The 23,071-nt window shown below is 45.0% G+C and carries 25 protein-coding genes; 20 read left to right on the forward strand and 5 right to left on the reverse strand.

Annotated features, from left to right (window positions below):
• The first annotated feature begins 41 nt into the window (after nucleotides 1-41).
• Genes gpG through CB4_RS20915 form a run of 9 tightly spaced genes read left to right on the forward strand, consistent with a single transcriptional unit; the run spans nucleotide 42 to nucleotide 9,701 of the window.
• Complete coding sequence (gene gpG, locus CB4_RS08945) at nucleotides 42-356, forward strand: phage tail assembly chaperone G (RefSeq protein WP_096465124.1); 315 nt, start codon at nucleotides 42-44, stop codon at nucleotides 354-356.
• Nucleotides 357-394: 38 nt separating this feature from the next.
• On the forward strand, nucleotides 395-517 hold the full coding sequence (locus tag CB4_RS21850; RefSeq protein ID WP_269459521.1) for a hypothetical protein: 123 nt from the start codon (nucleotides 395-397) through the stop codon (nucleotides 515-517).
• A 15-nt stretch (nucleotides 518-532) separates the two neighbouring features.
• Nucleotides 533-5,743, forward strand: coding sequence for a phage tail tape measure protein (locus tag CB4_RS08950; protein WP_096465126.1), 5,211 nt, complete (start codon nucleotides 533-535; stop codon nucleotides 5,741-5,743).
• Entirely contained in the window at nucleotides 5,743-7,161 is a 1,419-nt protein-coding gene (locus CB4_RS08955; protein ID WP_096465128.1) for a hypothetical protein, read from the forward strand. The genes CB4_RS08950 and CB4_RS08955 overlap by 1 nt, the downstream gene beginning before the upstream one ends.
• Nucleotides 7,158-7,598 carry a hypothetical protein gene (locus tag CB4_RS08960; RefSeq protein WP_096465130.1) on the forward strand — a complete coding sequence of 147 codons (441 nt, stop codon included), beginning with the start codon at nucleotides 7,158-7,160 and terminating at the stop codon, nucleotides 7,596-7,598. Before CB4_RS08955 ends, CB4_RS08960 begins: the two co-directional genes overlap by 4 nt.
• An 11-nt stretch (nucleotides 7,599-7,609) precedes the next feature.
• Entirely contained in the window at nucleotides 7,610-8,350 is a 741-nt protein-coding gene (locus CB4_RS08965) for a choice-of-anchor R domain-containing protein (RefSeq protein ID WP_096465132.1), read from the forward strand.
• Nucleotides 8,350-9,297, forward strand: coding sequence for a hypothetical protein (locus tag CB4_RS08970; RefSeq protein ID WP_096465134.1), 948 nt, complete (start codon nucleotides 8,350-8,352; stop codon nucleotides 9,295-9,297). The genes CB4_RS08965 and CB4_RS08970 overlap by 1 nt, the downstream gene beginning before the upstream one ends.
• The gene (locus CB4_RS08975) at nucleotides 9,298-9,546 is read left to right on the forward strand and encodes a hypothetical protein (protein WP_096465136.1); all 249 of its coding nucleotides are present in this window, start codon (nucleotides 9,298-9,300) and stop codon (nucleotides 9,544-9,546) included. It begins immediately after the preceding gene.
• Complete coding sequence (locus tag CB4_RS20915) at nucleotides 9,546-9,701, forward strand: hypothetical protein (protein ID WP_157737893.1); 156 nt, start codon at nucleotides 9,546-9,548, stop codon at nucleotides 9,699-9,701. The genes CB4_RS08975 and CB4_RS20915 overlap by 1 nt, the downstream gene beginning before the upstream one ends.
• A 125-nt stretch (nucleotides 9,702-9,826) precedes the next feature.
• On the opposite strand, the gene CB4_RS08980 is transcribed toward CB4_RS20915, so the two are convergent.
• Nucleotides 9,827-10,054 carry a hypothetical protein gene (locus CB4_RS08980; protein WP_096465138.1) on the reverse strand — a complete coding sequence of 76 codons (228 nt, stop codon included), beginning with the start codon at nucleotides 10,052-10,054 and terminating at the stop codon, nucleotides 9,827-9,829.
• Between the two features lie 130 nt (nucleotides 10,055-10,184).
• Between CB4_RS08980 and CB4_RS08985 the strand changes: the two genes are divergently transcribed.
• Together CB4_RS08985 and CB4_RS08990 are read left to right on the forward strand one after the other, a co-directional pair.
• Nucleotides 10,185-10,367, forward strand: coding sequence for a UviB-like protein (locus CB4_RS08985; RefSeq protein ID WP_096465140.1), 183 nt, complete (start codon nucleotides 10,185-10,187; stop codon nucleotides 10,365-10,367).
• A gap of 4 nt (nucleotides 10,368-10,371) precedes the next feature.
• Nucleotides 10,372-11,124: an N-acetylmuramoyl-L-alanine amidase family protein gene (locus tag CB4_RS08990; protein WP_096465142.1), complete on the forward strand. Its 753-nt coding sequence runs from the start codon at nucleotides 10,372-10,374 to the stop codon at nucleotides 11,122-11,124.
• A gap of 147 nt (nucleotides 11,125-11,271) precedes the next feature.
• On the opposite strand, the gene CB4_RS08995 is transcribed toward CB4_RS08990, so the two are convergent.
• Together CB4_RS08995 and CB4_RS09000 are read right to left on the reverse strand one after the other, a co-directional pair.
• Nucleotides 11,272-12,000 (reverse strand): adenylate/guanylate cyclase domain-containing protein, encoded by a 729-nt coding sequence (locus CB4_RS08995; protein ID WP_096465144.1) that lies wholly within the window; start codon nucleotides 11,998-12,000, stop codon nucleotides 11,272-11,274.
• 25 nt (nucleotides 12,001-12,025) lie between these two features.
• Nucleotides 12,026-12,691, reverse strand: coding sequence for a Pycsar system effector family protein (locus tag CB4_RS09000; RefSeq protein ID WP_096465146.1), 666 nt, complete (start codon nucleotides 12,689-12,691; stop codon nucleotides 12,026-12,028).
• 143 nt (nucleotides 12,692-12,834) lie between these two features.
• Here CB4_RS09000 and CB4_RS09005 point away from each other — a divergent pair, with 143 nt between their 5' ends.
• Complete coding sequence (locus tag CB4_RS09005) at nucleotides 12,835-13,968, forward strand: adenylate/guanylate cyclase domain-containing protein (RefSeq protein WP_096465148.1); 1,134 nt, start codon at nucleotides 12,835-12,837, stop codon at nucleotides 13,966-13,968.
• A 176-nt stretch (nucleotides 13,969-14,144) separates the two neighbouring features.
• Here the strand turns inward: CB4_RS09005 and CB4_RS22000 are convergent, their stop codons facing one another.
• Nucleotides 14,145-14,324, reverse strand: coding sequence for a zinc ribbon domain-containing protein (locus CB4_RS22000; RefSeq protein ID WP_096465150.1), 180 nt, complete (start codon nucleotides 14,322-14,324; stop codon nucleotides 14,145-14,147).
• Between the two features lie 152 nt (nucleotides 14,325-14,476).
• On the opposite strand from CB4_RS22000, the gene CB4_RS20920 reads away from it, so the two are divergent.
• Complete coding sequence (locus CB4_RS20920) at nucleotides 14,477-14,641, forward strand: division/cell wall cluster transcriptional repressor MraZ (RefSeq protein ID WP_157737895.1); 165 nt, start codon at nucleotides 14,477-14,479, stop codon at nucleotides 14,639-14,641.
• A 96-nt stretch (nucleotides 14,642-14,737) separates the two neighbouring features.
• Here the strand turns inward: CB4_RS20920 and CB4_RS09015 are convergent, their stop codons facing one another.
• Complete coding sequence (locus CB4_RS09015; RefSeq protein ID WP_157737897.1) at nucleotides 14,738-15,082, reverse strand: helix-turn-helix domain-containing protein; 345 nt, start codon at nucleotides 15,080-15,082, stop codon at nucleotides 14,738-14,740.
• A gap of 38 nt (nucleotides 15,083-15,120) precedes the next feature.
• Here CB4_RS09015 and CB4_RS09020 point away from each other — a divergent pair, with 38 nt between their 5' ends.
• From CB4_RS09020 to trmFO, 7 genes are all read left to right on the forward strand, one after another.
• Nucleotides 15,121-15,687: a magnesium chelatase subunit ChlI family protein gene (locus CB4_RS09020; RefSeq protein ID WP_146226554.1), complete on the forward strand. Its 567-nt coding sequence runs from the start codon at nucleotides 15,121-15,123 to the stop codon at nucleotides 15,685-15,687.
• Nucleotides 15,688-15,882: 195 nt separating this feature from the next.
• Nucleotides 15,883-16,011 (forward strand): sporulation histidine kinase inhibitor Sda, encoded by a 129-nt coding sequence (sda, locus tag CB4_RS09025; protein ID WP_096465155.1) that lies wholly within the window; start codon nucleotides 15,883-15,885, stop codon nucleotides 16,009-16,011.
• A 196-nt stretch (nucleotides 16,012-16,207) separates the two neighbouring features.
• The gene (gene sucC, locus CB4_RS09030) at nucleotides 16,208-17,368 is read left to right on the forward strand and encodes an ADP-forming succinate--CoA ligase subunit beta (RefSeq protein ID WP_096465157.1); all 1,161 of its coding nucleotides are present in this window, start codon (nucleotides 16,208-16,210) and stop codon (nucleotides 17,366-17,368) included.
• A gap of 27 nt (nucleotides 17,369-17,395) precedes the next feature.
• Nucleotides 17,396-18,304, forward strand: coding sequence for a succinate--CoA ligase subunit alpha (gene sucD / locus CB4_RS09035; protein ID WP_096465159.1), 909 nt, complete (start codon nucleotides 17,396-17,398; stop codon nucleotides 18,302-18,304).
• A 113-nt stretch (nucleotides 18,305-18,417) separates the two neighbouring features.
• On the forward strand, nucleotides 18,418-19,518 hold the full coding sequence (gene dprA, locus CB4_RS09040) for a DNA-processing protein DprA (RefSeq protein WP_197703136.1): 1,101 nt from the start codon (nucleotides 18,418-18,420) through the stop codon (nucleotides 19,516-19,518).
• A gap of 76 nt (nucleotides 19,519-19,594) precedes the next feature.
• Nucleotides 19,595-21,676: a type I DNA topoisomerase gene (gene topA / locus CB4_RS09045; protein ID WP_096465163.1), complete on the forward strand. Its 2,082-nt coding sequence runs from the start codon at nucleotides 19,595-19,597 to the stop codon at nucleotides 21,674-21,676.
• A 21-nt stretch (nucleotides 21,677-21,697) separates the two neighbouring features.
• Nucleotides 21,698-23,005 (forward strand): FADH(2)-oxidizing methylenetetrahydrofolate--tRNA-(uracil(54)-C(5))-methyltransferase TrmFO, encoded by a 1,308-nt coding sequence (gene trmFO, locus CB4_RS09050; RefSeq protein WP_096465165.1) that lies wholly within the window; start codon nucleotides 21,698-21,700, stop codon nucleotides 23,003-23,005.
• Nucleotides 23,006-23,071 lie beyond the last annotated feature (66 nt).

Consider the following 23,071-nt stretch of genomic DNA (forward strand, 5'->3'; position numbering starts at 1 on the left):
GCGATCAGCATCTCCTTTTTTAACATAAAGGAGGAATTGATATGGAAATCACATTGCGTATAAATGGTGAGACAAAGACATTCTCGACAGGATTTATTTCAGGGCGTATGTTTCGGCGTGCTATTGCGATAGAAAAGTTAATGAAAAGTGGAATCGTAACAGAAGAAAGTTTGGATGAAATCATTGACTATGTTGTAGGAGTTTTTGATGGGAAATTTAGTAGAGACGAATTTTACGATGGGGTTGAAGCGGATAAGCTTCTTCCGACTGTTTTGGAAACGATTAATCAGGTAGTCGGGAAAGTGAGCAAGGTTACAGGTACAGGTGTGGACCCAAACTCCCCGATGAAGGGATAACCCCTTCCGACTTTATTAAAGAATTGTATCTTAATCTCATGAATCAGGGATGGACCATGTGCGATATCGACAACATGGACATCCTTTTTTACTTTGAACTGCTGTTCTATAAGCGGAAAGAGAAAGAAGAACCGATGGGCTACATTGATCAGGTGATATAGAGAGGGGGTGAAGGAATGTCAGATTTCGGGGATATTATCGTTCGGTTTGGATTAGATAGCGACCAGTTTACACGCGGTATTTCACAGTTGAACAGACAAATGAAGCTAGTTCAGAGCGAGTTTCAAGCGGCGAGCTCTCGATTAGATATCTTCGGGAATACAACCGAACAGCTTCGGCTAAAAGCCAGCATGTTGTCGCAACAAATTGACGTGCAGCGACAAAAGATGGATACGCATAAGAATGCCGTGCAGGATTCGGTTGCCAAGCTGGAACGTCATGCCCAGGCTACAGCGGAAGTAAAGACGAGGCTAGATCAAGCAAAGGCAGCTTATGAAGCGAGTACGGCATCAGTCGGGCGCAATGCAGCGGAAACGCAACGTTTGGAACAAGAGGTCAAACAGCTTGAGCAACAGTACCGACAGAGCGTGCAGGCTGTCGAAAATGCCAATCAGAAGCTGGAGAACAACAAGATCAAGGCAAACCAAGCAGAAGCTGCATTGAACCGAATGGAAAACGAGCTCAAACAGGTGAATGAAGAGGCGAAGAAAAGTGCCTCGGTTTTCAATCGGATGAGCGAACAATTACAGCATGTTGGTCAGCGTATGCAAAGTGTAGGTTCAGAGATTGCCCAGCCGTTCGCAATAGCGGCTACAGCGATTAGCGGAGCCATCGGGCTTGCGGTGAAAAAATCGATGGACTTCGGAGCGGAGATGTCGCGTGTCGGGGCGATTGCAGATGCTTCTGGAAGTGATCTGGAAAGGTTGAAACAGAAGGCGCTCGAACTTGGTGCCAGCACGTCGAAATCAGCGACAGAAGTGGCACAAGGCATGGAAATGATGGCGACGAAAGGATATAACACGAATCAAATCATCGCGGCTATGCCGGGTGTTATCGCGGCAGCTGAAGCATCTGGTGAAGATATGGCACTCGTAGCGGACACGGTCTCGTCGGCTCTTAATGCATTTGGTTTGGAAGCCTCTAAATCTACGCATGTGGCAGATGTGCTGGCGATGGCGGCCAATAAGACAGCTGCTGGTGTCGAAGATATGCAGTACACATTCAAGTATGCCGCACCAGTAGCGAAGACGCTAGGAATGTCGCTTGAAGAACTAGCAGCATCTGCGGGGATTATGAGTAATGCTGGGATTAAAGGAGAAACGGCAGGTACAACATTGCGCGGAGCTTTGCTCAATCTGGTAGACCCGTCTAAAGAAGTATCGAAGGTTATGGATGGATTGAATTTAAAAGTGACTGATTCAAAAGGGAATATGCTTCCATTCGTAAGCATTATCGAACAGTTAAAAACAAAAACACAAGGGATGGGCAATGCACAGCGTGATGCTGCACTTGCAACGTTATTTGGAAAAGAAGCTGTATCCGGAATGATTGCGCTCATCGAGGCAGGATCTGCTAAGATTCAAGAACTTACCCGATCACTCGAAAATTCTGGCGGAGCATCTAAAGAAGCTGCTGATAAGATGAAAGATAACTTGGCGGGTGCCCTTCAAGAGTTACAGGGAGCATTTGAAACGGCGCAAATTAGTATCGGAGATGCGCTTGCCCCGGCAGTTCGCGTTGTAGCAGAGCACATACAGAAAATCATGGATGCGTTTAATAATCTTTCACCAGCCACACAGAAATTCATTGCGATAGGCGCGGCTATTTCTGCGGCGGTATTGGGAATCGTAGCTGTATTTGGTCTTGTTGTTGCTGGAATCGGAACGTTTATCTCTGCATTTGGTGCGATATCTGGCGTGATAGCGAGTGTTACAGGAGCGATTGCAGGGATCTCATTTGCTCCAATTATTGCCGGGGTTGCTGCTGTTGTTGCGGTGGGTGTTCTGTTGTATAAGAACTGGGACATCGTGAAAGCAAAAGCGATGGAAGTGTGGGGGATTATCGGTCCTTACGTTACCAGTGCCATGACCACGATAAAGTCAGCCATTACGCAAGCTATGACAGCGGTAAATACATTTGTTGCGGAGAAGCTGAACGAACTGAAAACGTTTTGGTCCCAAAATGGTACGCAAATCATGCAGGCGGCTACAAATGTTTGGAATGGAATCAAAACGGTTATCTCTACGGTCATGACAGTCTTGGCTCCTGTGGTATCAGCTGGATGGGCAGTTATCAAGGTGATTATTCAGTCTGTCTGGGAGAATATCAAGGGTGTCATCTCTGGTGCAATGAGCGTGATTCAAGGGCTGATCAAAGTCTTTGCTGGAGTGTTTACAGGCGATTGGGGCAAAGCTTGGGAAGGCGTCAAGCAGGCGACAGTGGGAGCGGTGCAGTTCCTCTGGAACATGATTCAGCTAACGCTGTTTGGTCGGGCACTATCGGCAGCTAAGGTTTTTGTGACAGGCTTTAAAGCGGCCATCACGACAGGATGGACCGCCATCAAGGGTGTGTTTACTAGCTCTATCAGTGCTGTGCAGGGAGTCGTGACGCGAGGATGGAGTCTGATCCAATCCACCAGTGCAGCGGTCATGAATGGAATACGTTCGATCATTTCCTCGGCTTGGAATGGGATTCGAACCGTCATCACTTCGGTGATGAATGGAATTCGTGCTGTCATTTCATCCGTATGGAATGGGATTAGAAGCACCATTTCTTCCGTGGTAAATGCGATCAAAACATACGTAGTCAATGCCTTCAACGCACTGAAAACGGCGGTTTCGACAGCCATGAATGCAGTCAAAACAACCATCGTCAATATCTGGAACAGTATTCTCACCTTCTTCCGGGGAATTAATCTGACTGAAATCGGACGGAACATCATCGAAGGATTAGTAAACGGGATCTCATCGATGACGAATACCGTGATTGAAAAGGCACGCCAGCTTGCCGATTTGGTCAAGACGACCATTCAAACGGCATTGGATATTCATTCTCCTTCGCGAGAGACAGAAAAGCTTGGAAAATGGACCGGGGAAGGTCTGGCGAAGGGGATTGAAGGCAAGAAAGACCGCGTGAAAAAGGCGTCCAAAACCCTGGGTGAAAAAGCGCTTGAAGGTATGAAAGAAGCTACAGATAAACTGGAAACCAAACTCAGCGGCTTGAAAGCACAATTTGAACTGGGGGAAATCATCAACGCGAAGAATCCGAAGGGACTGCTGGATTTCGAACTGAAGAACTTAAATGAGCAGTTCAAGATTCAACAGGAGCTGGTGAACCGGGTACGTGGCACGTATGAGAAGCTGACGAAAACGAAAGGGGTACTGTCGAAGGAAACGGCAGAAGCCGCCAATAAGTACGCCCAAGAAGCCAAAACGCTGAGTGAGCTGGCCGGGAAGATTTCAGATGTGCGCCTGGAGCTGGCGACCAATCAGAGTGCAACAGCACGGGCAAAAGAAGATATCGAACGTTTGAACGCCGAGCATGAACGCGAACTCGCCAATCTGGATGCAGAAGCTGGGGATCTGGCTGAACTGGAATTGAAGCGTCGGCAGACGAGCGAGAGTATTGCGGCCCAGCAGAAGCTGGTGGCTGAACTGAATCGGGAATATGAAGCAGCCCGCAAGGTAAAAGGTGCAGATGCGGAAGAAACGCGGAAAGCCTATATGGAGTACATTCAGGCCCAAACCGAGCAGGCCAAGCTGGAAAAAGAGCTACGCAATACGAACAAAGCGATTATCGAACAGAAAAACGAGTTGGAAGCTGCCAATAAAAAAGTGCAGAAAGAATCGGATAAGACCAACGCCAAACTTCGGGAACAGCAGGACGAAATCAAAAGCACCGTAGAGAAGGTTGGAGAGCTGGCAGACAAATACCGTGATGATCTGGCCAAAGCGCAAGAAGACTATGCTAAGAAGGTAGAGGATACCAATCGCAAGCTGCTAGAAGACGAGCAGAAGTTGACGGATCAGTATGAGAATGAGCTGGCAAGCCGGGCCAAAGCGCTGCGGGATTTCACGGGGCTGTTTGATGCGGTGCAGATGAAAGATGTATCCGGCCAGCAGTTACTTGATAACCTGCGCGGACAGGTCGATACCTTTGCAGGTTGGCAGGGGAATATGACTGCGCTGGAAGGTCGCGGTTTGGACAACGGACTGCTGCAAGAACTTCGCGATATGGGACCGAAGGCAGCGGGTGAGATTGAGGCACTGAACAGTCTGTCTGATGTGGAGCTGACGCAGTATGTGTCGCTTTGGCGAGAAAAGAATCAGTTGGCAAAGAATGAAGCTACGGTGCAGCTTCAGGAAACGAAGCAGGAAATGTACAGCAAGATGGCTAATCTTCGTGTGCAAGCAGCCCAACAGCTTCAACAGTATGCGGATGAGTGGAAGACAAAGAATGAGGAAATCACAAAAAACACCACGGATGAGCTGAAGAAGATGGTGGAAGAGGCAGACAAGAAAGGCGCAGAGATGGTCACACGCCTAGCAGAATCCATCACGAAGGCACTTCCAGGATTGAAAGGCGCATTTGCTGGTATGCCGGGATTCCCGGCTATGGGTGGCACAACAGATGCAAGTACGATTGTTCAACAGGCACAGCAGGCATCTGGTGTGATTCAGGCCAGCGTCCAGCAGAAAACAGCCGTGGTACAGAACACACAAGACATGACGCAAAACGTGCTGTTCACCTGGCAGCAAGCGGGCATGAATATGGCGCAAGAACAGGAAAGTATCCGAACCAAAACCGTTACGCTTTGGCAGTCATTAACTACGCAGTTGCAAACGTTGTGGAACAAGATGGACGCGGATCTGAAGAAAACATGGAACGACATGAAGAAATTTCTGTTTGAAACGACAGATTCTATTAAACAGCGTTTTGACTTTCTTGTAGATGCAGCGAACAACTGGGGCATTAATTTAATGACCAATTTTATCAGTGCTGTACAAAGTCAGTTCGGTCGCTTGCATGATGTTATGTTCAACATGACACAGATTGTAGATAGCTACATGCCGCATAGTCCGGCAAAGGTCGGCCCTCTCAGTACATTAGATGAGTGGGGACCTGGCATGATGGGGGCTTTTATCGATGGCATTCAAGATGGTATGCCAGCTTTACGTCGAGTGGTAAATCAGGTGGCGGCTGTATCGGCTATGGCCCAGCCGGATGATGCATCGGAGTTCGTATTTGGGATTGGCGGTGTAGGCGGGCGCTCTACTACGAATCAGTACGGCGGCAATACGATTAACATTAATCTTCCACGGGGAAGCGCAGCAGATCAGGTAGATGACTTGTTACGAGAGTTGAGGAAGCGGAGGGTGACGATATAATGGCACGACATCTTTATATCGCTGGGGTAGATCGATGGCGTGACTATGAACGAGATACCTTACAGATTGAGAGTGTTCTGACGTATCAGATTGATACCTGCTCCTTCCAAGTACGCGGTAAAAAACCGGCACAGGGAGAGGAAGCAATCATCGAGGATGACTCGCTTGGTCGCCTTTTTGGCGGCACCATTGTGAAAGTTACGCTCGGTAAGACACTTCCTGATCGATCGAATCGTTTGTGGCAGGTAGAATGTGATGATTATACAGATCGAGTTGATCAAAAGCTTGTGGTGGAAACGTATGAAGATCAACCAGCAGACGCGATTTTTCGCGATATCGTGTCAAAATACTGTCCGGGTTTCACTGTAAAAGGGATTCGAGCCGGTGCTCCCACGATTGAAAGTATCGTATTCAACTATCGACAACCGTCTGATTGTTTTAAGGAACTCTGTGACTATATCGGCTGGCACTGGATGGTGGACTATCAGCAGAATATCAGTTTTTTTAGCGCCGATGAACTTGTACAGCCAGCGCCCCTAAAACTGGTGTCGGGTGGGCGATTCAGAAGTATGAAGTATACGATAGATACACAAGGGCTACGTAATCGTGTATATGTCCGAGGTGGCACGATGCTGTCCGACTTCTTTACCTACGAAATTAAATCTGATGGTACGGCCAGAACATGGATTTTACCCCACCAACCCCATGAATTGAGTTTTACAGTGGGTGGAATTTCGGTTTCAGTAGGAATTGAAAATGTTGATAAGGAAGAGGATTACCCATACCTTGTGAATGTTCAGGAGAAGTACGTGAAGGCATCCAATCAGGTCGCAACCATACCAGCAGGTACGACGATATCTTGGACATACAAGTATGATGTTGATGTCATCACGATGGTCGAAGATTTAGAGAGTCAACAGAAACTTACAGCTGTGCAGGGTGGTGACGGCGTTTATGAGCATGTGATCACGGATGATTCGCTCGTAACGATTGAAGCAGCAGAAGCGGCCGGTAATGCGGACCTGCGTGAGAATGCCAATCCCAAAGTCAAAGGATCATTTGAAACGGAAGTAAATGGCTGGCAACCAGGACAACTAGTGGAGATCTCTCTGTCGGATCGAGGCATTGAAGGAACTTTTCTCGTACAAAAAGTAACGATAGAGCCAACAATAGGCGGTAAGCTTTGGACATACCGAGTGGAATACGGTGGGCGTCTTCTCGGTATCGCAGACTTCCTGAAAGCCTTGGTCAGCGCGCAACAAAAGAAGAAGGTTGGGGAAACGGAACTACTTCACAAGTTTTCCTACGGGCAGGATGCAGTCGGCATTACAGATGAAATACAGGCAGTACCTCGGACGCTCCCATACCGGATCGGGGACCCGGATGCTTTGATTGGATTTACGGAGGTAGGCGCATGAACGAAGGGATCAATATTATGGGTGATTGGACGTTTGAGTATGAAAACGGCACGGTCATCGAAGAAAAAAATATAGTGGTATTGAGCGGCCTGTCGTTCCTGGCCGCTCTTTTTATTGGGGAAAAGCCGAGTATCATTCCTTTCCATCTAGCGATGGGGACAGGGACAACAGCAGCGGCTTCCACAGACACAATGCTGCACGAGGAAGTATTCCGAAAGCCAGTTAGTGCGAAGACGCGCCAGGCGAATATGCTGCGTTTGCGCACGTATCTACTTTCCAGTGAAGCGAATGGCGATTGGAAAGAGTTCGGGATCGTATTGGCCGGAACGGATCAGATCGGAAGCGGTACGCTGTTTAATCGGCTGGTCACTCCTATTTCAAAAGCGTCGAATATGGCACTGACGATTGAGTGTCGGTTGACATTGGCAGCAGGATAGGAGGATGCAGAATGACACTTTACGCATTTAAAAATGGCGATCCTATTGAGGAACGTCTTATGAATAGCATTTTTACAGCACAGTCCTCTACGCTTATTTTTGATGGAGACCAGGCAGCAGTCAAGACTGGCAGCGGTGCGGTAGAGAACAATCTTTCCCTTGCGTCCTATGCGGTCCGGTTTGTACTGACTGGACAGACAAGCATCGGGCGCATTGAGTTGGATCTGAAGAAGTACGGGGCCGGGGCTGACATGACCGTCGAGATCAGGGATGCAAGTTTTAATCCGAATGGAAGTAGCGAAGGAGTTTTACTTAAATCGGTTACGTTTCCGGCAAAAATATTTGGCTCTGGATACATTAGTTTGCCAATTGACCTTTCAGGTCTGACAGCAGGAGCTCAATATTGGCTTGTGATGAAAAAGGCGGGTGATTCCATCAATCATATTCGATGGGTAGGCGAGACAACGCAAGATGTCTCTTACCCAGCTTATTCCCGTTCCGGTGTGACAGGGGGGTGGAGCATTGGCAATGCGTTGCATGTCAAAGTGTTTGCCAAAACCCCTGGAACCTATCTTTTGAAGCATGGGATTTACGGAGAGAACGGGAAGACGATTATAGAGTATCGGGCTGATGGATTAGTCAATTATATTTGGCGCTGGCTTCCTGCTGCGGATAAAACATGGAAGATTGTCGAGAAGATGACGCCTGTCTATGACATAAACGGCGTAGCAACAGATTGGGGGATAGCATAATGTTCGGCATGATGGAAGGAGTCTATGCGTTCCTGACCCGAATGGTAGGGAACAGGATGGAAACAGGGGATCCAGATGGAAGTTTACATGCGAAGATCAGGGCAGGTCAGGGGATCGTATTTCCTTTCTTGAAACGATTCGGAGATGGGGCAGATGGCGATCTGACCGTAGCTGCAAACACGACTTTAACGAGTGGATTGTATCGGTATAATAATCTGACGGTAAATGCAGGTAAAACTCTCACATGTACGAGAGGAAAGAATACAGGCGTTTTGGTTTTGCTAGTAAAAGGAACATTGACCGTAAATGGATTGATAACGGTGAGCGGGCTAGGAGCACCAGGTGGAATGTATGGGAATGATCCAGGCGGAACTGGTGCGAACGGAAGCCCCGGACAAAACGGATTTATAGGTGGCAGTGGGGGCGCAGGTGGGGGCTCTTATGTCTATGGAATAAAAGGAGGAGGGGATGGAGGAAACACAGGCGTCCTCGGAGGGATCGGTGTTTCCCAAGGTCCTTCTACTTCTGGCACAACAGATAATCTAATCGCTAAGTTACTAGGAAATATGGATGCTGGAGGCGGAGCAGGCGGTGGAGGCGGCGCTGCGTATGGTAGAACGAGAGGAGGGATGGGTGGCGCAGGAGGCGGTGTCATTATCATCGAAGCGAGGAATATCATCATTAACTCTGGTGGAGCGATCAGGGCCGATGGAGTGAATGGGGAAAATGGTAGCTATGATAGCTCAACAACCGACTCACGAAGCGGAGGCGGTGGAGGAGGCGGTGGAGGTTGCATTGTTTTGCTTTCACTAAACACAACAAATAACGGGATTGTTTCCGCAGCAGGTGGGATCGGTGGTTCGTATGGAAAGATTCCTTCCGGAAACGTTATTCCTTATAATGGAGCAGGCGGCGGGAATGGAGTAATCGCACAGGTGGTGTTATAGATGGCACGTATTGAACAACAGGGAAACGAATTATGGATGATTGAAGAGGAAGGCGAATGGTTATATGGAATGGTGGAGGAGAAGCAAGAAGAAACATCTGTAGATCAACAACAGGAAGCGCTGGATGCCATTATGTCTGGTCTGATGGATACGAGCGTCCAAAGTGCAGATGCGAATGAAGCAATCATGAGTGCACTCATTGATATTCAAGCACAAATTGACGAAATAAAAAATGGAGGTGGCGTCTGATGGCTTCAATTTACGCTTATAAAATCAATTATTCCGGTATGACATGGGCAGAAGTTCCGGTGCGGTATAAGGCAGACACCGAGCGAATCTTGCGCGAGAAATATAGCTGGATAGATGAACAACTGAACACTTTGAAAGATTCAGTTGCAGCATAACAAACGGCTTTCTTATATGAGAAGGTCGTTTTTATTTTGCCTAACCTACAAATTTAAGTTTTGTAAGATAAATAAATCAAAAGTTGGCAGGAACTCATCCTGCCAACACTGCTTCTGACTGTAAGTTATTGTGGAAAAAAGCTTGGATTAGATTCAATCATAATAACTATCTCATCGGCTTTGTTTCTATTTTTTACAAGTTCATGTTTTAATGCCTTTCCTGAGTATTTTACTGCTTCACCAGCATACATCTTTGCTGCTCTTTTGTAACAACCTGGGTGTTCCTCTAGGAAAGCTTTCGTCGCTTCAGGAAACAAAATTTCGCGTAGTTCTTCATTAGATATGTTGGCCAATATAATCACCCTTTGTATTTTTTCTTATTATCACCAAGAAGATAATTTTTATTAAATCGATATTTATTAGTGTTTTCGAGCGCCTAATTAGGCTTTTTTTGCCCAGAAGGGCGGTGAGGAGGATGTAGGAATGGAAGAATGGTTGTTTAAAATTGCTAAGGAATACGGGTTGTTCGTGGCATTGGTTGTCTATGTATTGTGGGACAGCAGACAGCGAGAGACAAGGCTCATCGGTATTATTGATAAGCTATCTGATAGCTTTCAGGAAATTAAAAACGACATTGAATTGATCAAAGATAAATTATGGGGGTAATCGTATGAGCAAAATCGTAGTAATCGGCGCAGGTCATGGACTTCCAGATCCGGGTGCTTGCGGAATCGTGCAGGAATACAAAGTAGTGCTGCAATTGGCACAGCTGGTTGAGGAGGTGCTAAAGCGGCATGGCGTTAAAACAGTCATGCTTCGTACAGGGGAACGCTCCCTATCGGGTGCAGCGGACTTAAAACAAAATAAACGTGAGGACCTGGAACGCCGGGTAGCAATCAGCAACCAGTCGAGTGCAGACTTCCACTTGGAGCTGCACATGAACGCTGGTGGCGGCACTGGCTATGAAACACTATGCTACAGCGAGAATGAGCAGATTCGTACCCTACACAATTCAGTCATGCAGTACTTGCGTCCGTTCAATATCCGGGATCGGGGCATCAAGATTCGTACCGATGTGCGTGTGCTGCAAGTAAAAGTGAAAGTAGCGCTGCTGGAATGTCTGTTCGTTGATCACCCGAGCGATGCGGCATATATGAAAGACTCGGCATTCCTGTCTGGATTGTCCGAAGCAATCGGACGCGGCGTATTGGCGGCAATCGGCGTAGCGTATGTCCCAGCAAAGCAACCGACAACAACTACTCAGAAGGAGGAACCGAAGATGAAACAAGCAGACGCGGAGAAAGTGATTGCATATTTACAGGCGGCGTGGAAGGAAGCCAAGAATGCAGATGAGCAGAAGGAGATCGGTCGTCTGGCTGATGAGGTACGTGTAGTAGCTGGTATGAGAAAGGTAAATGGATAGACTCCGTAATTAAGCATGGCATGACGTGCTAAAAGTAACATGAGATCCGGGGCTGGATATGTTCAGTTATACGCCAATTGGTGCTGGTGTGGTATTTAGCTATAGGAAAAGGTAAAACCCACCGACCTAGGTTAGTGGGTTTTATGATTAGTTCACTTTCTTAATATACCATTCTGGTTCATCTAGGCTTCTCTGTAAACCTTGGGAGGTAGGAAGTTTATCATATGTATTTTTAGATACCCATATTTCATTATGTCCGTGGGATTTCTTTGCTGCCATATTTACACAGTCGCCAAGTGCTTTTGTATCAAACGTTCCATCTGTTCCTGTTTTAGTAACAACAACAGGACCGCTATCGATACCAACACCAAACACAACTGAAGGGATATTGTCAGATAATAGAATAGGATTTACAACCCTGCTTATAGAGCTGAGCAACTCTTCTCCGCAACAAACAGCTAGCTCTTTAGTATTTAAGTCCTTTTTACTTTCTGACCATTGAATAGACTTCCTATTCTCGCCTTCTTTAAATAGTGCCATAATACCATCTCCAGGCAGATCGATAACATACCCACCATATTTTTCAACAATATATATTAGTGCAGGCATGACAGCATGAAGGGTTAAAAAGTTATCCTCTGGCCTTAAGTCCTTTGCTCGTTTACTCGAGCCGCGCATATCGGCAAAAAAAGCGACAAATTCATCTTTATGGTATGCTCCAAATTTCATTTTTTCAGCTTCATATCCGGGGATACGATCTGAAACTGCAGCACCATATTTTTCTAGTAAGAGTTTGTTAGTATTTAAAGTTTGCTTAGCTTGTCCATATTTTTCTAATATTACTCTTTTAAGTTCGTCTTCTTTAATTATCGCCATTAATCTCAACTCCCTGTTTGTATTTTTATGTAAAAAGATTTTGGATAACAACGACAAAAGTAACTGCTATGAGAATCAGAGTTCCGTATCCTAAAAACTTTATTGACCATTTAACCCGTTGAATTTTCATTTCACGTATATAAGAAACTTTTTGTAACTCATACACTAATATGTGTTGTATTTTTGCAACAGTAAGATGATCTAACTCATTTAAAAGATAGCTTGTTGGCGAGGTCAATTTAAAAGTACCTTCTTCATCATTAAAAATATTTGATTCTTCGATCGATGGTTCTAACTCATTTAAATAAAATAAGTTTGGAATTGATTTGGGAGTATCTTTTTTTATGCTTTTAATCGGACCACTTTTTGGGGAGATAACTAGAAGCGCAAGCCTAATAGCACGTATTATGAAATATATTCCTAATAAGCTCATTGATATATATGCAAGGGAAGCAAGAACTTCAAATCCACTAGTAGATTCTTTGTATAGTAGCCCTTTTATGAATGTATAAAAGTCTTTAGAAAATCCTGAAAAGAAGGTTATAACAATACCGGTAAGAACCAAGATTGCTCCGGCTTTAGTATCTGTAAAGCGAATGGTATTTTGATTATCTTCGATCGCTTTATAAAGCAACTCTATTTTCTTGTCCTCGACTTTTTCATCTTGGGGATTGTTAGTGTCATTTATCACTTTCTGCCCTCCTCATAATTTTTAGCTATATCGTACCTAATTTCTAAATAATTATAAGGTATTTCGATCCCTCTATGCAAAAAAATGTTGGAAATCTATTCTAAAAAATTATAATAATTATAGAGCTACAAGGGGGGGATTGTATGAAAGAAGTCGGTAATTCTCAGGTAGAAGAAGTGGATAGTACTCAGATAGAAGAGGTGGATAGTACTCAGGTAGGGGAAGTAGAGATTGTTCATGTTGATTATGTTTTTTTGGATATTGTAGATTATACGAAAGATCGAAGTGTTGAAGCTCAGGCTGATATAATAAGTAGTTTAAACAACATTGTCAAAAAAGCTGTGTCTGAGATTGTAAAAGAAGCTCCAAAAGATGATAGAATGCCAGCTAATGTTATTTATTCTCCTTCTGGTGATGGCATGTGTATAGGATTGATTAATAGAAATTTTAAATATGATGCCGCTATGATATTAGCGTTAAATATATTAAAGGAGATTGAGTTGCATAATGGAGAGGTCATGGATCCGGAATTAAATTTTAGGGTTCGTATTGGTATAAATTCTAATAGGGACAATTTAATCGAAGACATAAATGATAATTTGAACTTAGCTGGTTCAGGAATAAATACGGCACAGAGAATAATGGATTTGGCAGATGCTGATCAAATTTTAATTGGTCAATCTGTATATGATATATATTCTAAACGCAGACAATATAGGCACTCTTTTAGAGACTATACAGCTAAAATTAAACATGGTGATACATTATCAGTTTATCAGTATGTTAATCATGTAATAGATTATCTCAATACAGATGAGCCTCTGTTTATTCATAAACCACCGGTGGAGATAGAAGAAAGCCTAGACAAAAGAACTGCGTACTATATGGCGCAGGCTATTAAAAATAAAGAGTTTCTTCTTAGCAAAGTAGAGGAAAATGCATCGTCTTACATATGTATGGTTATTCTTTGGTTTTTGGCCATTGACTCTGAAGGTAAAGATAACTCTACGCCTATGAAGCCGTACAAACTTCGAACACCTGAATTTGAAAATGGCGGAATTGCAGGTACCTATAAGTACATTAAATCTGTTGAGTATTGGATTTATTGTGAATTTAGTGAACTAATTCTTTACAATCTCGAAAAATTCCGTGAGTATTTTCATAAAGGAATTCCGTTTGCTGATTTTCGTTTCGTTAATTCTAGAGGGGAGAAGGAACTTAAAAAAGAATACCCTGATATTTGGGAACAGTTTGAACTTGATAAATTTGTTAATTGACTAAAAGATCTATCTAAATAAGGGCTCTGCATTATTTTTTGTTGAAATTCTTACTATACTATAGAAGTGTCAGGAAATAAGACAACCCCACTGCCCGTTTGGGTGGAGGGGATTTTTTCCTTAGCACGACTATAAGATTAAATTTATCTGTATAGCTTTTTTAATCTTCATAAAACTCATTTGACGTCGTAACTGACGTATAAGTAAAACAATAGGGCACAGATAGTAATGCCGATGATACCTAAACATCCTATGAAAAATTTTCCTGCTGGATGCATTTTTAGTTTTGCACCACAATGCGGGCAAGTTATAGCGCTTTTTGCTACTTCTTTCTTACATACTTTACATGGAACCATGCGATTCACTCCTATTTATCTATGTTTATATTTTAAGTATAATTCTGTAAAAAATTTAAAAGTCCTTTTTATTTCTCGTTTGTTAGAATAAATGTATTTTATTCCCTTTTCATCCTGTTACTTGTATAATAGGGCAAAGGGGGATGATGTAGATGGAATATCGGTTGAAGGTTGATGAACACGGTCGAGTCCCAATCCCGGAAGAAATTCGTGAGCAACTTGGATACGGCGCACTTACGTTCCAGGCGATAGAGAATCTGATTGTCATCTCTAAGAATAAACCCGAAAAAGAATTTATATGGACACCACAGAAATAAGAAGAGCCCGGCGCTGACCGGGCTTTTTGTTTTATAGGACAGTGTTTAATTTTTTTCTTCCTTATAATACAGTTTATTGTTCAACTATTTGACTGTCTAGTCTGACAATTGCGTTCTGATGAATTCGTCAACAGCTAATTTATTTTCTGGAGAAGGAATAGCTTCATCACGTTCCCAACTACAGACCGATCTATGACTCGCTGAAAGTATTTGCGCTAACTCTGATGAGATCAACCCAGCATAAAGCTTTGCTTTTCGCAAACGCTGACCTAACGTATCTTCAGGTAGGTTTTCAAAGCAGCCTAGATACCAGATCGGTATATCGAGTGCTTCAGATAATTTTTTCAGGGTTTTAATTTTGGGAGTGTAAACACCCCTTTCGATCATAGAAATCATTTCCTTAGTCAATTTGGCTTGTTTAGCTAACTCAACAATGAACAAATTTCTATCCATCCTGCTTTTTCTAATTCTTCCGCCAGGTGTGTTCAGAAAATCAGTCTGCTTCGCTACCGGGAGTGATCGCTGTTTCGTTATACTGTTATCCAAACTGTTATCTGCACGCATGCAACTGCGGCTATTATCAATTTGAAGATCAGACAAATGTTTGTACATGTACAGAACTTGAAGTCAGGCGGTATCGGCGTAAGTTGTCCGGTCCGTTGCTTGACCGGATGGACATGCATGTAGAAGTGCCGAGGGTGGAAGCAGAAGAACTAGATCGTCTGTCGGTATCTTCTTTGGACATGCGCAGACGTGTCGAAGAGGCGCGTGCTCGTCAGAGTGAGCGTTATGAAAAAACGAACTATAAGTATAACGCGGATTTGTCCGGCGCGGTTCTGCGTACACATGTGCAGCTTTCCAGAGAGGGGGAGCGCTTTTTATCTGCCATTTATCGAACGACTGGGCTAAGTAATCGTTCCTATGATAAAATTCTCAAGATATCGCGCTCGATAGCTGATCTGGATGGATGTGAAGAAATACATGAAGAACACATAGCGGAAGCTCTTCAGTATCGGGTGCTTGATCGAGCTGATTGGAAACGATAAATCGACAGCCGAAAAATTTTTTTCGACATGATTCGCTGTGGATAACAATATCAACAGAAAAAACGCAGGTTTTATCGAATAATTTACAAAGTTTAAACATTTTATTCACAGAAGCATGTGGATAAGCGCGAGTTGTTCGGCTTTTTTTAAAATGCTACAATATGGGAAAAGAGTAATAGATAAGGAGGAGAAAAGATGGAGCTTCTTTCAAACGAAGTATTGCTTGAAGCATATTTTAAGGCAATTGCTCTGGATTTAGGAACAGACTTCATTGTACTACTCCAGGATGAAATTTCCCGACGTGATTTAAAATACGCCATCTAAAAATATACACAGGAGTTAGCAGCGGGTAAAGCGCTGCTGCTTTTTTTTTAGAAAAAATTAAAAATTTCTACATATTTAACAGGAGTTTGCCGAATTATGACGAATAAGCTATACTGTACTAGCATGACTGCTTGTCCAATGAAAACTGTGTGACAAGTTGAGTGCGTTTATATGAGAAAGGTTAGGAGGATGGAGAATGAATATCCATGAGTATCAAGGCAAAGAGATACTTAAACAGTACGGTGTCGTTGTACCGAATGGCCAAGTAGCTTTCACCGTAGAAGAAGCAGTTGAAGCAGCTAAAACATTAACTTCCAGCGTGTATGTAGTAAAAGCACAAATTCACGCAGGTGGCCGTGGTAAAGCGGGCGGCGTTAAAATTGCCAAAAATCTGGACGAAGTTCAGACATATGCCAAGGAAATTCTCGGAAAAGTGCTGGTGACACACCAGACTGGCCCAGAAGGCAAAGAAGTAAAGCGCTTACTTATCGAAGAAGGCTGCGATATTCAGAAAGAATACTACGTAGGGGTAGTTGTTGATCGCAATACGAACCGTGTAGTACTCATGGCTTCTGAAGAAGGTGGTACAGAAATCGAAGAAGTAGCAGAAAAAACGCCAGAAAAAATCTTTAAAGAAGTTGTTGACCCTGCGGTAGGTCTGCAAGTATTCCAGGCACGTAAACTGGCACTCGCTATTAACATTCCAAAAAATCTTGTAAATAAAGCAGTGAAATTTATGATGGCGCTTTATCAAGCATTCGTTGATAAAGATTGCTCAATCGCAGAAATCAATCCGCTCGTTGTAACAGGCGACGGTAATGTTATGGCACTTGATGCGAAACTGAACTTTGATTCTAATGCCCTGTACCGTCACCCGGATGTACAGGAACTGCGTGACCTTGATGAAGAGGATGCGAAAGAAATCGAAGCATCTAAATACGATCTGAACTACATCGCGCTCGATGGTAACATCGGTTGCATGGTTAACGGTGCAGGTCTTGCAATGGCGACAATGGACATCATCAAGCATTACGGTGGCGACCCGGCGAACTTCCTCGATGTTGGCGGCGGCGCGACAACTGAGAAAGTAACAGCTGCATTCAAGCTCATCCTGTCTGATGAGAATGTAAAAGGTATCTTCGTTAACATCTTTGGTGGCATCATGCGATGTGACGTTATCGCGGAAGGTGTTGTCGAAGCGGCGAAACAGGTGAGTCTTGACCGTCCGCTCGTTGTTCGTCTTGAAGGGACAAACGTTGAGCTTGGCAAGAAGATTCTGAATGAATCTGGTCTTGCTATCGAGGCGGCGGAGTCCATGGCAGACGGCGCAGAAAAAATCGTTAAACTTGTGCAATAATAATCCGGGAAAGGTAGGGCTTAGGAAATGAGTATTCTCATTAATAAAGATACAAAAGTCATCACTCAGGGTATTACTGGGGCGACAGGTTTGTTCCATGCGAAAGGCTGCCGTGATTATTACGGAACACAAATGGTCGGTGGTACTACACCTGGTAAAGGTGGTACAGAGGTTGAAGGATTCCCTGTATTCGATACGGTTCAAGAAGCGGTAAAAGAAACAGGTGCAAATGCTTCTGTTATTTATGTTGCTCCAGCGTTCGCAGCGGATGCAATCATGGAAGCGGTTGACGCAGAACTCGAACTTGTTGTATGTATCACAGAAGGTATTCCGGTACTCGACATGGTAAAAGTTAAGCGTTTTATGGAAGGCAGCAAAACCCGTCTCATCGGACCGAACTGCCCGGGTCTTATTACACCAGGCGAATGCAAAATTGGTATCATGCCTGGCTATATTACTGCACCAGGTAAAGTTGGTATCGTATCCCGCTCTGGAACGCTTACATATGAAGCGGTTCACCAGCTTACAACAAATGGTATCGGCCAGTCCACTGCGGTTGGTATCGGTGGCGACCCGGTTAACGGCACAGACTTCATCGATTGTCTCCGTCTGTTTAATGAAGATCCAGATACAGAAGCGGTTATCATGATCGGTGAGATCGGTGGTACAGCGGAAGAAGAAGCGGCTGAATGGGTAAAAGCAAACATGAAGAAGCCGGTAGTAGGATTCATTGGCGGTCAGACTGCTCCTCCAGGAAAACGTATGGGACATGCTGGCGCGATCATCTCTGGCGGTAAAGGTACAGCAGCCGAGAAGATCAAGACAATGGAAGCATGCGGCATTCCAGTAGCGAAAACTCCGTCTGTAATGGGTGACACGATGATTGAAGCGCTCAGACAGCATAATCTGCTTGAAATTTGCAAAACGATTAAATAATAAAGAAGTGATTACAGGGAGAGGGCGTCATAGACGTCCTCTTTTTTTGTTGAGGAAGGATTTCCAATTATTACCTAGAAAAAGATAAAGAGACCTAATAGGGAGGAATGGAAATGGAAAACTTGACAGAAATGATGCTTGCATTATCAATGATTCCAGGAGTAGGCAGAATGGTTATGCGTCGTGCCCGCCAATTGGCTGAACCTATTGATTTTACATCTTGTACAGCACTGGATATTCAGCACATGCTCGGTGTGCGAGAGAATATAGCAGAACAGATCCGTCGGAAGTATGATCTTGCGGCAGCTCGGAAAAACAGGGAAGAATGGGAACGTAGAGGGATTACCGTGCTTGTTTATGGAGATGAAAAATATAGCGAGTGGCTGTACGAGATCCCGGACGCACCTGAGCTGTTATATGCAGACGGAAATTTCGATTTACTTACGCGTCCTGCCTTTTCGATTGTAGGGACGCGGACACCGACGCAATATGGTCGGCAGCTAGCGCGTCAGTTCGGCAGGGAGCTCGCAGAAAGGGGGCTGGTTGTTGTATCGGGTATGGCTCGCGGTATCGATGCAGAAGCGCATACAGGAGCACTTGAAGCTCGTGGCGGTACGATTGCTGTCCTTGGCTGTGGAATCGACTGGTTGTATCCCGCAGAAAACCGGCAATTAGGTGCGAGGATTCGAAAGCAAGGCCTTCTGCTGTCTGAGTATCCTCCCGGAACACGGCCACAGCGTGGCTTTTTCCCCGAACGCAATCGGATTATAAGTGGGCTTGCACACGGCATCCTTGTGATTGAAGCCGCATCTCGCAGTGGGTCTCTTATTACGGCTGATCTCGCAACCGAACAGGGACGTGATGTATTTGCTGTTCCGGGGTCCATTCATTCACCAAAAAGCGCCGGTTGCCACTGGCTTATTCAGCAGGGCGCTAAATTGGTTCAGCACGTTCATGATATTGTGTTTGAATATCCTGAGCTTGCATTGGATACACATGTAGGAAATGCAGAAGTTGCCGGTGCGCCCGAATCACTCAGTAGCGAAGAAGCGGCGCTCTTGCGCATGATTCCGTGGGAGTCAGTGTCGTATGAACAGATTTTATGTCGAACGGAGTTTTCTCCTTCCTATTTACACTTTCTTCTGTTATCTTTGCAGATGAAGAAACAGATCATGCAACTGCCTGGACAGGCGTATATTCGGGTAAAGCCATAGAAAGAGGTTTGACAAACGTAAGTTTTGTAATTAATAATAGGAGGAATTCTTTTCTTTATAAAAGGGGGAAACTTGCTTGGCAGATTCACTGGTAATAGTGGAGTCTCCCGCAAAGGCGAAGACAATTGGAAAATACTTAGGTAAAAAATATATTGTGAAAGCATCCATGGGCCATGTACGAGATTTGCCAAAAAGCCAGATGGGCGTCGATGTCACAAGCGGCTTCGAGCCGAAGTACATCACCATCCGTGGCAAAGGCGACGTATTAAAAGAGTTACGGGATGCCGCCAAAAAAGTAAAGCGCGTCTATCTTGCAGCTGACCCCGATCGCGAAGGGGAAGCGATCGCCTGGCATCTGGCTCATAGTTTGAATATAGACCATAGCGGCGAATGCCGCGTTGTATTTAATGAAATTACGAAGCAGGCAGTGAAGGAGGCATTTAAGAATCCGCGCAAGATCGATATGGATCTGGTTAATGCGCAGCAGGCACGCCGTATTTTAGACCGTCTAGTCGGCTACAATATCTCTCCGCTTCTCTGGAAAAAAGTAAAAAAAGGTTTGAGTGCTGGCCGTGTTCAGTCCGTAACTGTGAAGCTAATCATTGACCGAGAAAAAGAAGTCAATGCATTCGTGCCAGAAGAATACTGGTCGGTAACCGCACATCTTGCATCAGCAGGTGGAGCATTTGAAGCAAAGTTTTACAGCTATGGGCAGGAAAAAACAGAACTTGCTTCAGAAGCGGATGTAAACAAGCTGCTTGATCATTTGAAAGATGGGACATTCCGTATTACAGATGTAAAACGTAGAGAGCGCAAGCGCAATCCGGCAGCGCCTTTTATAACGAGTTCCTTGCAACAGGAAGCGGCCCGCAAGCTGAACTTCCGCGCTGCTAAAACCATGATGGTAGCTCAGCAGCTGTACGAAGGGATTGACCTTGGCAAAGAAGGCACAGTGGGTTTGATTACATACATGCGTACGGACTCGACACGCATTTCCCAGACTGCGCAGGAAGAAGCAAAAACATATATTATTGATGCGTACGGACAGGAATATTCACTTAGTGAACCACGCCAGTTTGGCAAGAAAGAAAAAGCACAGGATGCGCATGAAGCGGTTCGTCCCACATTTGTTTCATACAGTCCAGCAGCTCTAAAGGAATATTTATCCCGTGATCAGCTTAAACTGTATCGTCTGATCTGGGAACGCTTTATCGCAAGCCAGATGGCGTCTGCGGTGCTTGATACGGTCACAGCGGATATTGTCTCTGGAGATGCTGTATTCCGGGCAAGTGGCTCACAGGTTAAGTTCCCAGGCTTTATGAAGGTATATGTAGAGGGAACAGATGACGCGCAGGCAGAAGATGATAAAATGCTACCGCCGCTTGAAGCAGGACAGGAAGTGGTTGCAGAGCAGATTGAGCCGAAGCAACACTTTACCCAGCCGCCACCGCGTTATTCAGAGGCGCGTCTTGTCAAAACACTCGAAGAGCTCGGCATTGGCCGCCCGAGTACGTATGCGCCGACGCTTGATACGATTCAGAAGCGGGGGTATGTGGCGCTTCAGGAGCGTCGTTTTGTTCCGACTGAATTAGGTGAGATCGTACTTGGTCTAATGGAAGAATTCTTCCCAGAAATTCTGGATACGAAGTTTACCGCCAAGATGGAAGATGACCTCGACCATATTGAGGAAGGCAAAGAAGCCTGGGTGCGCGTACTCGAAGAATTTTATGACCCGTTCGCGAAACGTCTGGAAGTTGCCGAACAGCATATGCAAGAAGTCGAGATCAAGGATGAAGTATCTGACGTCATTTGCGATAAGTGTAATAGCCCGATGGTGTATAAGATGGGGCGGTATGGCAAATTTCTTGCGTGTTCGGCTTTTCCAGATTGCCGGAATACGATGCCAATTGTCAAAGAAATTGGGGTTACGTGTCCAAAATGTGAAACCGGACACATCGTAGAACGTAAAAGTAAGAAGAATCGGATGTTTTACGGGTGCAACCAGTATCCGGACTGCGATTTTGTATCCTGGGATAAGCCGTTGCCGCGCACGTGTCCGAAATGTTCAGGGATGCTGGTAGAGAAGAAGGGGAAAGGCAAGAACAAAGGCCCTTCTGTCCAGTGTGTAGCATGCGATTATGAGGAAGAAACGTTATAACGTAAGGAGCATACAGACAGCATGGAAAAAGTAACCGTCATCGGCGCAGGTCTTGCGGGCAGTGAAGCTGCCTGGCAGATTGCCGAACAAGGTATCGATGTGATTTTATATGAGATGCGCCCGGTAAAGCAGACACCGGCTCATCATACAGACAAATTTGCGGAGTTAGTATGCAGCAACTCACTGCGTGCCAATTCCTTGACAAATGCAGTCGGTATTCTTAAGGAGGAGATGCGACGCTTCTCATCTATCATTATGCGTTCAGCAGACAACTGCTCCGTGCCAGCAGGGGGCGCACTTGCGGTAGACCGCCATGAGTTTGCGGAAGCTGTCACGAACAGCGTGCGCAATCATCCTCGTATTGAAGTACGGCACGAAGAGATTACAGAAATTCCTGATGGAATTGTAGTCATCGCAACCGGACCGCTTACATCTCCGGATATGTCTGCGCAGCTGCAGAAACTGACCGGGCAAGAGTATTTGTACTTCTACGATGCTGCCGCGCCGATCCTTGATAAAGAAACAATTAATATGGAAAAAGTGTTTCTTGCTTCGCGCTACGACAAAGGAGAAGCTGCCTACTTGAACTGTCCGATGAATGAGGAAGAGTTCAATGCCTTTTATGAGGCGTTGATTACGGCAGAAGAAGTGCAGTTGAAAGAATTCGAGAAGCAGGTTTTCTTTGAAGGATGTATGCCGATTGAAGTAATGGCGAAGCGTGGCAGACAGACGATGCTGTTTGGTCCGCTTAAGCCGGTCGGATTGAATGATCCTCGTACAGGCAAGCAGCCATACGCGGTTGTGCAGCTGCGTCAGGACAACAGTGCAGGTACGTTGTATAACATTGTCGGATTCCAGACACATCTGAAGTGGCCGGAGCAGAAGCGGGTGTTCAGTATGATTCCAGGACTTGAGAACGCCGAGATTGTACGCTACGGTGTCATTCATCGGAATACGTTTATCAATTCGCCACGCCTGTTGAAACCGACATATCAATATAAGGATCGGGAAACGCTATTCTTCGCGGGACAGATGACCGGTGTAGAAGGATATGTAGAATCAGCAGCATCCGGGATGGTAGCTGGGATAAATGCCGCTCGCCTGGCAAGAGGACTTGAGCCCATTGTCTTCCCGCCGGAAACAGCAATGGGAAGTATGGCACATTATATTACAACCGCGAACCCGGATAACTTCCAGCCGATGAATGCTAACTTCGGACTTCTTCCGCCGCTTGAGAAAAAAATTCGGAACAAAAAAGAACGATATGAAAAAATGGCTGAACGAGCACTGGATAAAATTCAGAATTGTACCGAGATGATCTCCAATTAAGTTGCGACAGCTACGCGGGTGTGTTATACTAACCACGATTAAAAGCAAGGTTTTCCCTGCAAAGAG

Origin of the sequence: Aneurinibacillus soli, from assembly GCF_002355375.1 — a bacterium.
Classification (GTDB): Bacteria; Bacillota; Bacilli; order Aneurinibacillales; family Aneurinibacillaceae; genus Aneurinibacillus; species Aneurinibacillus soli.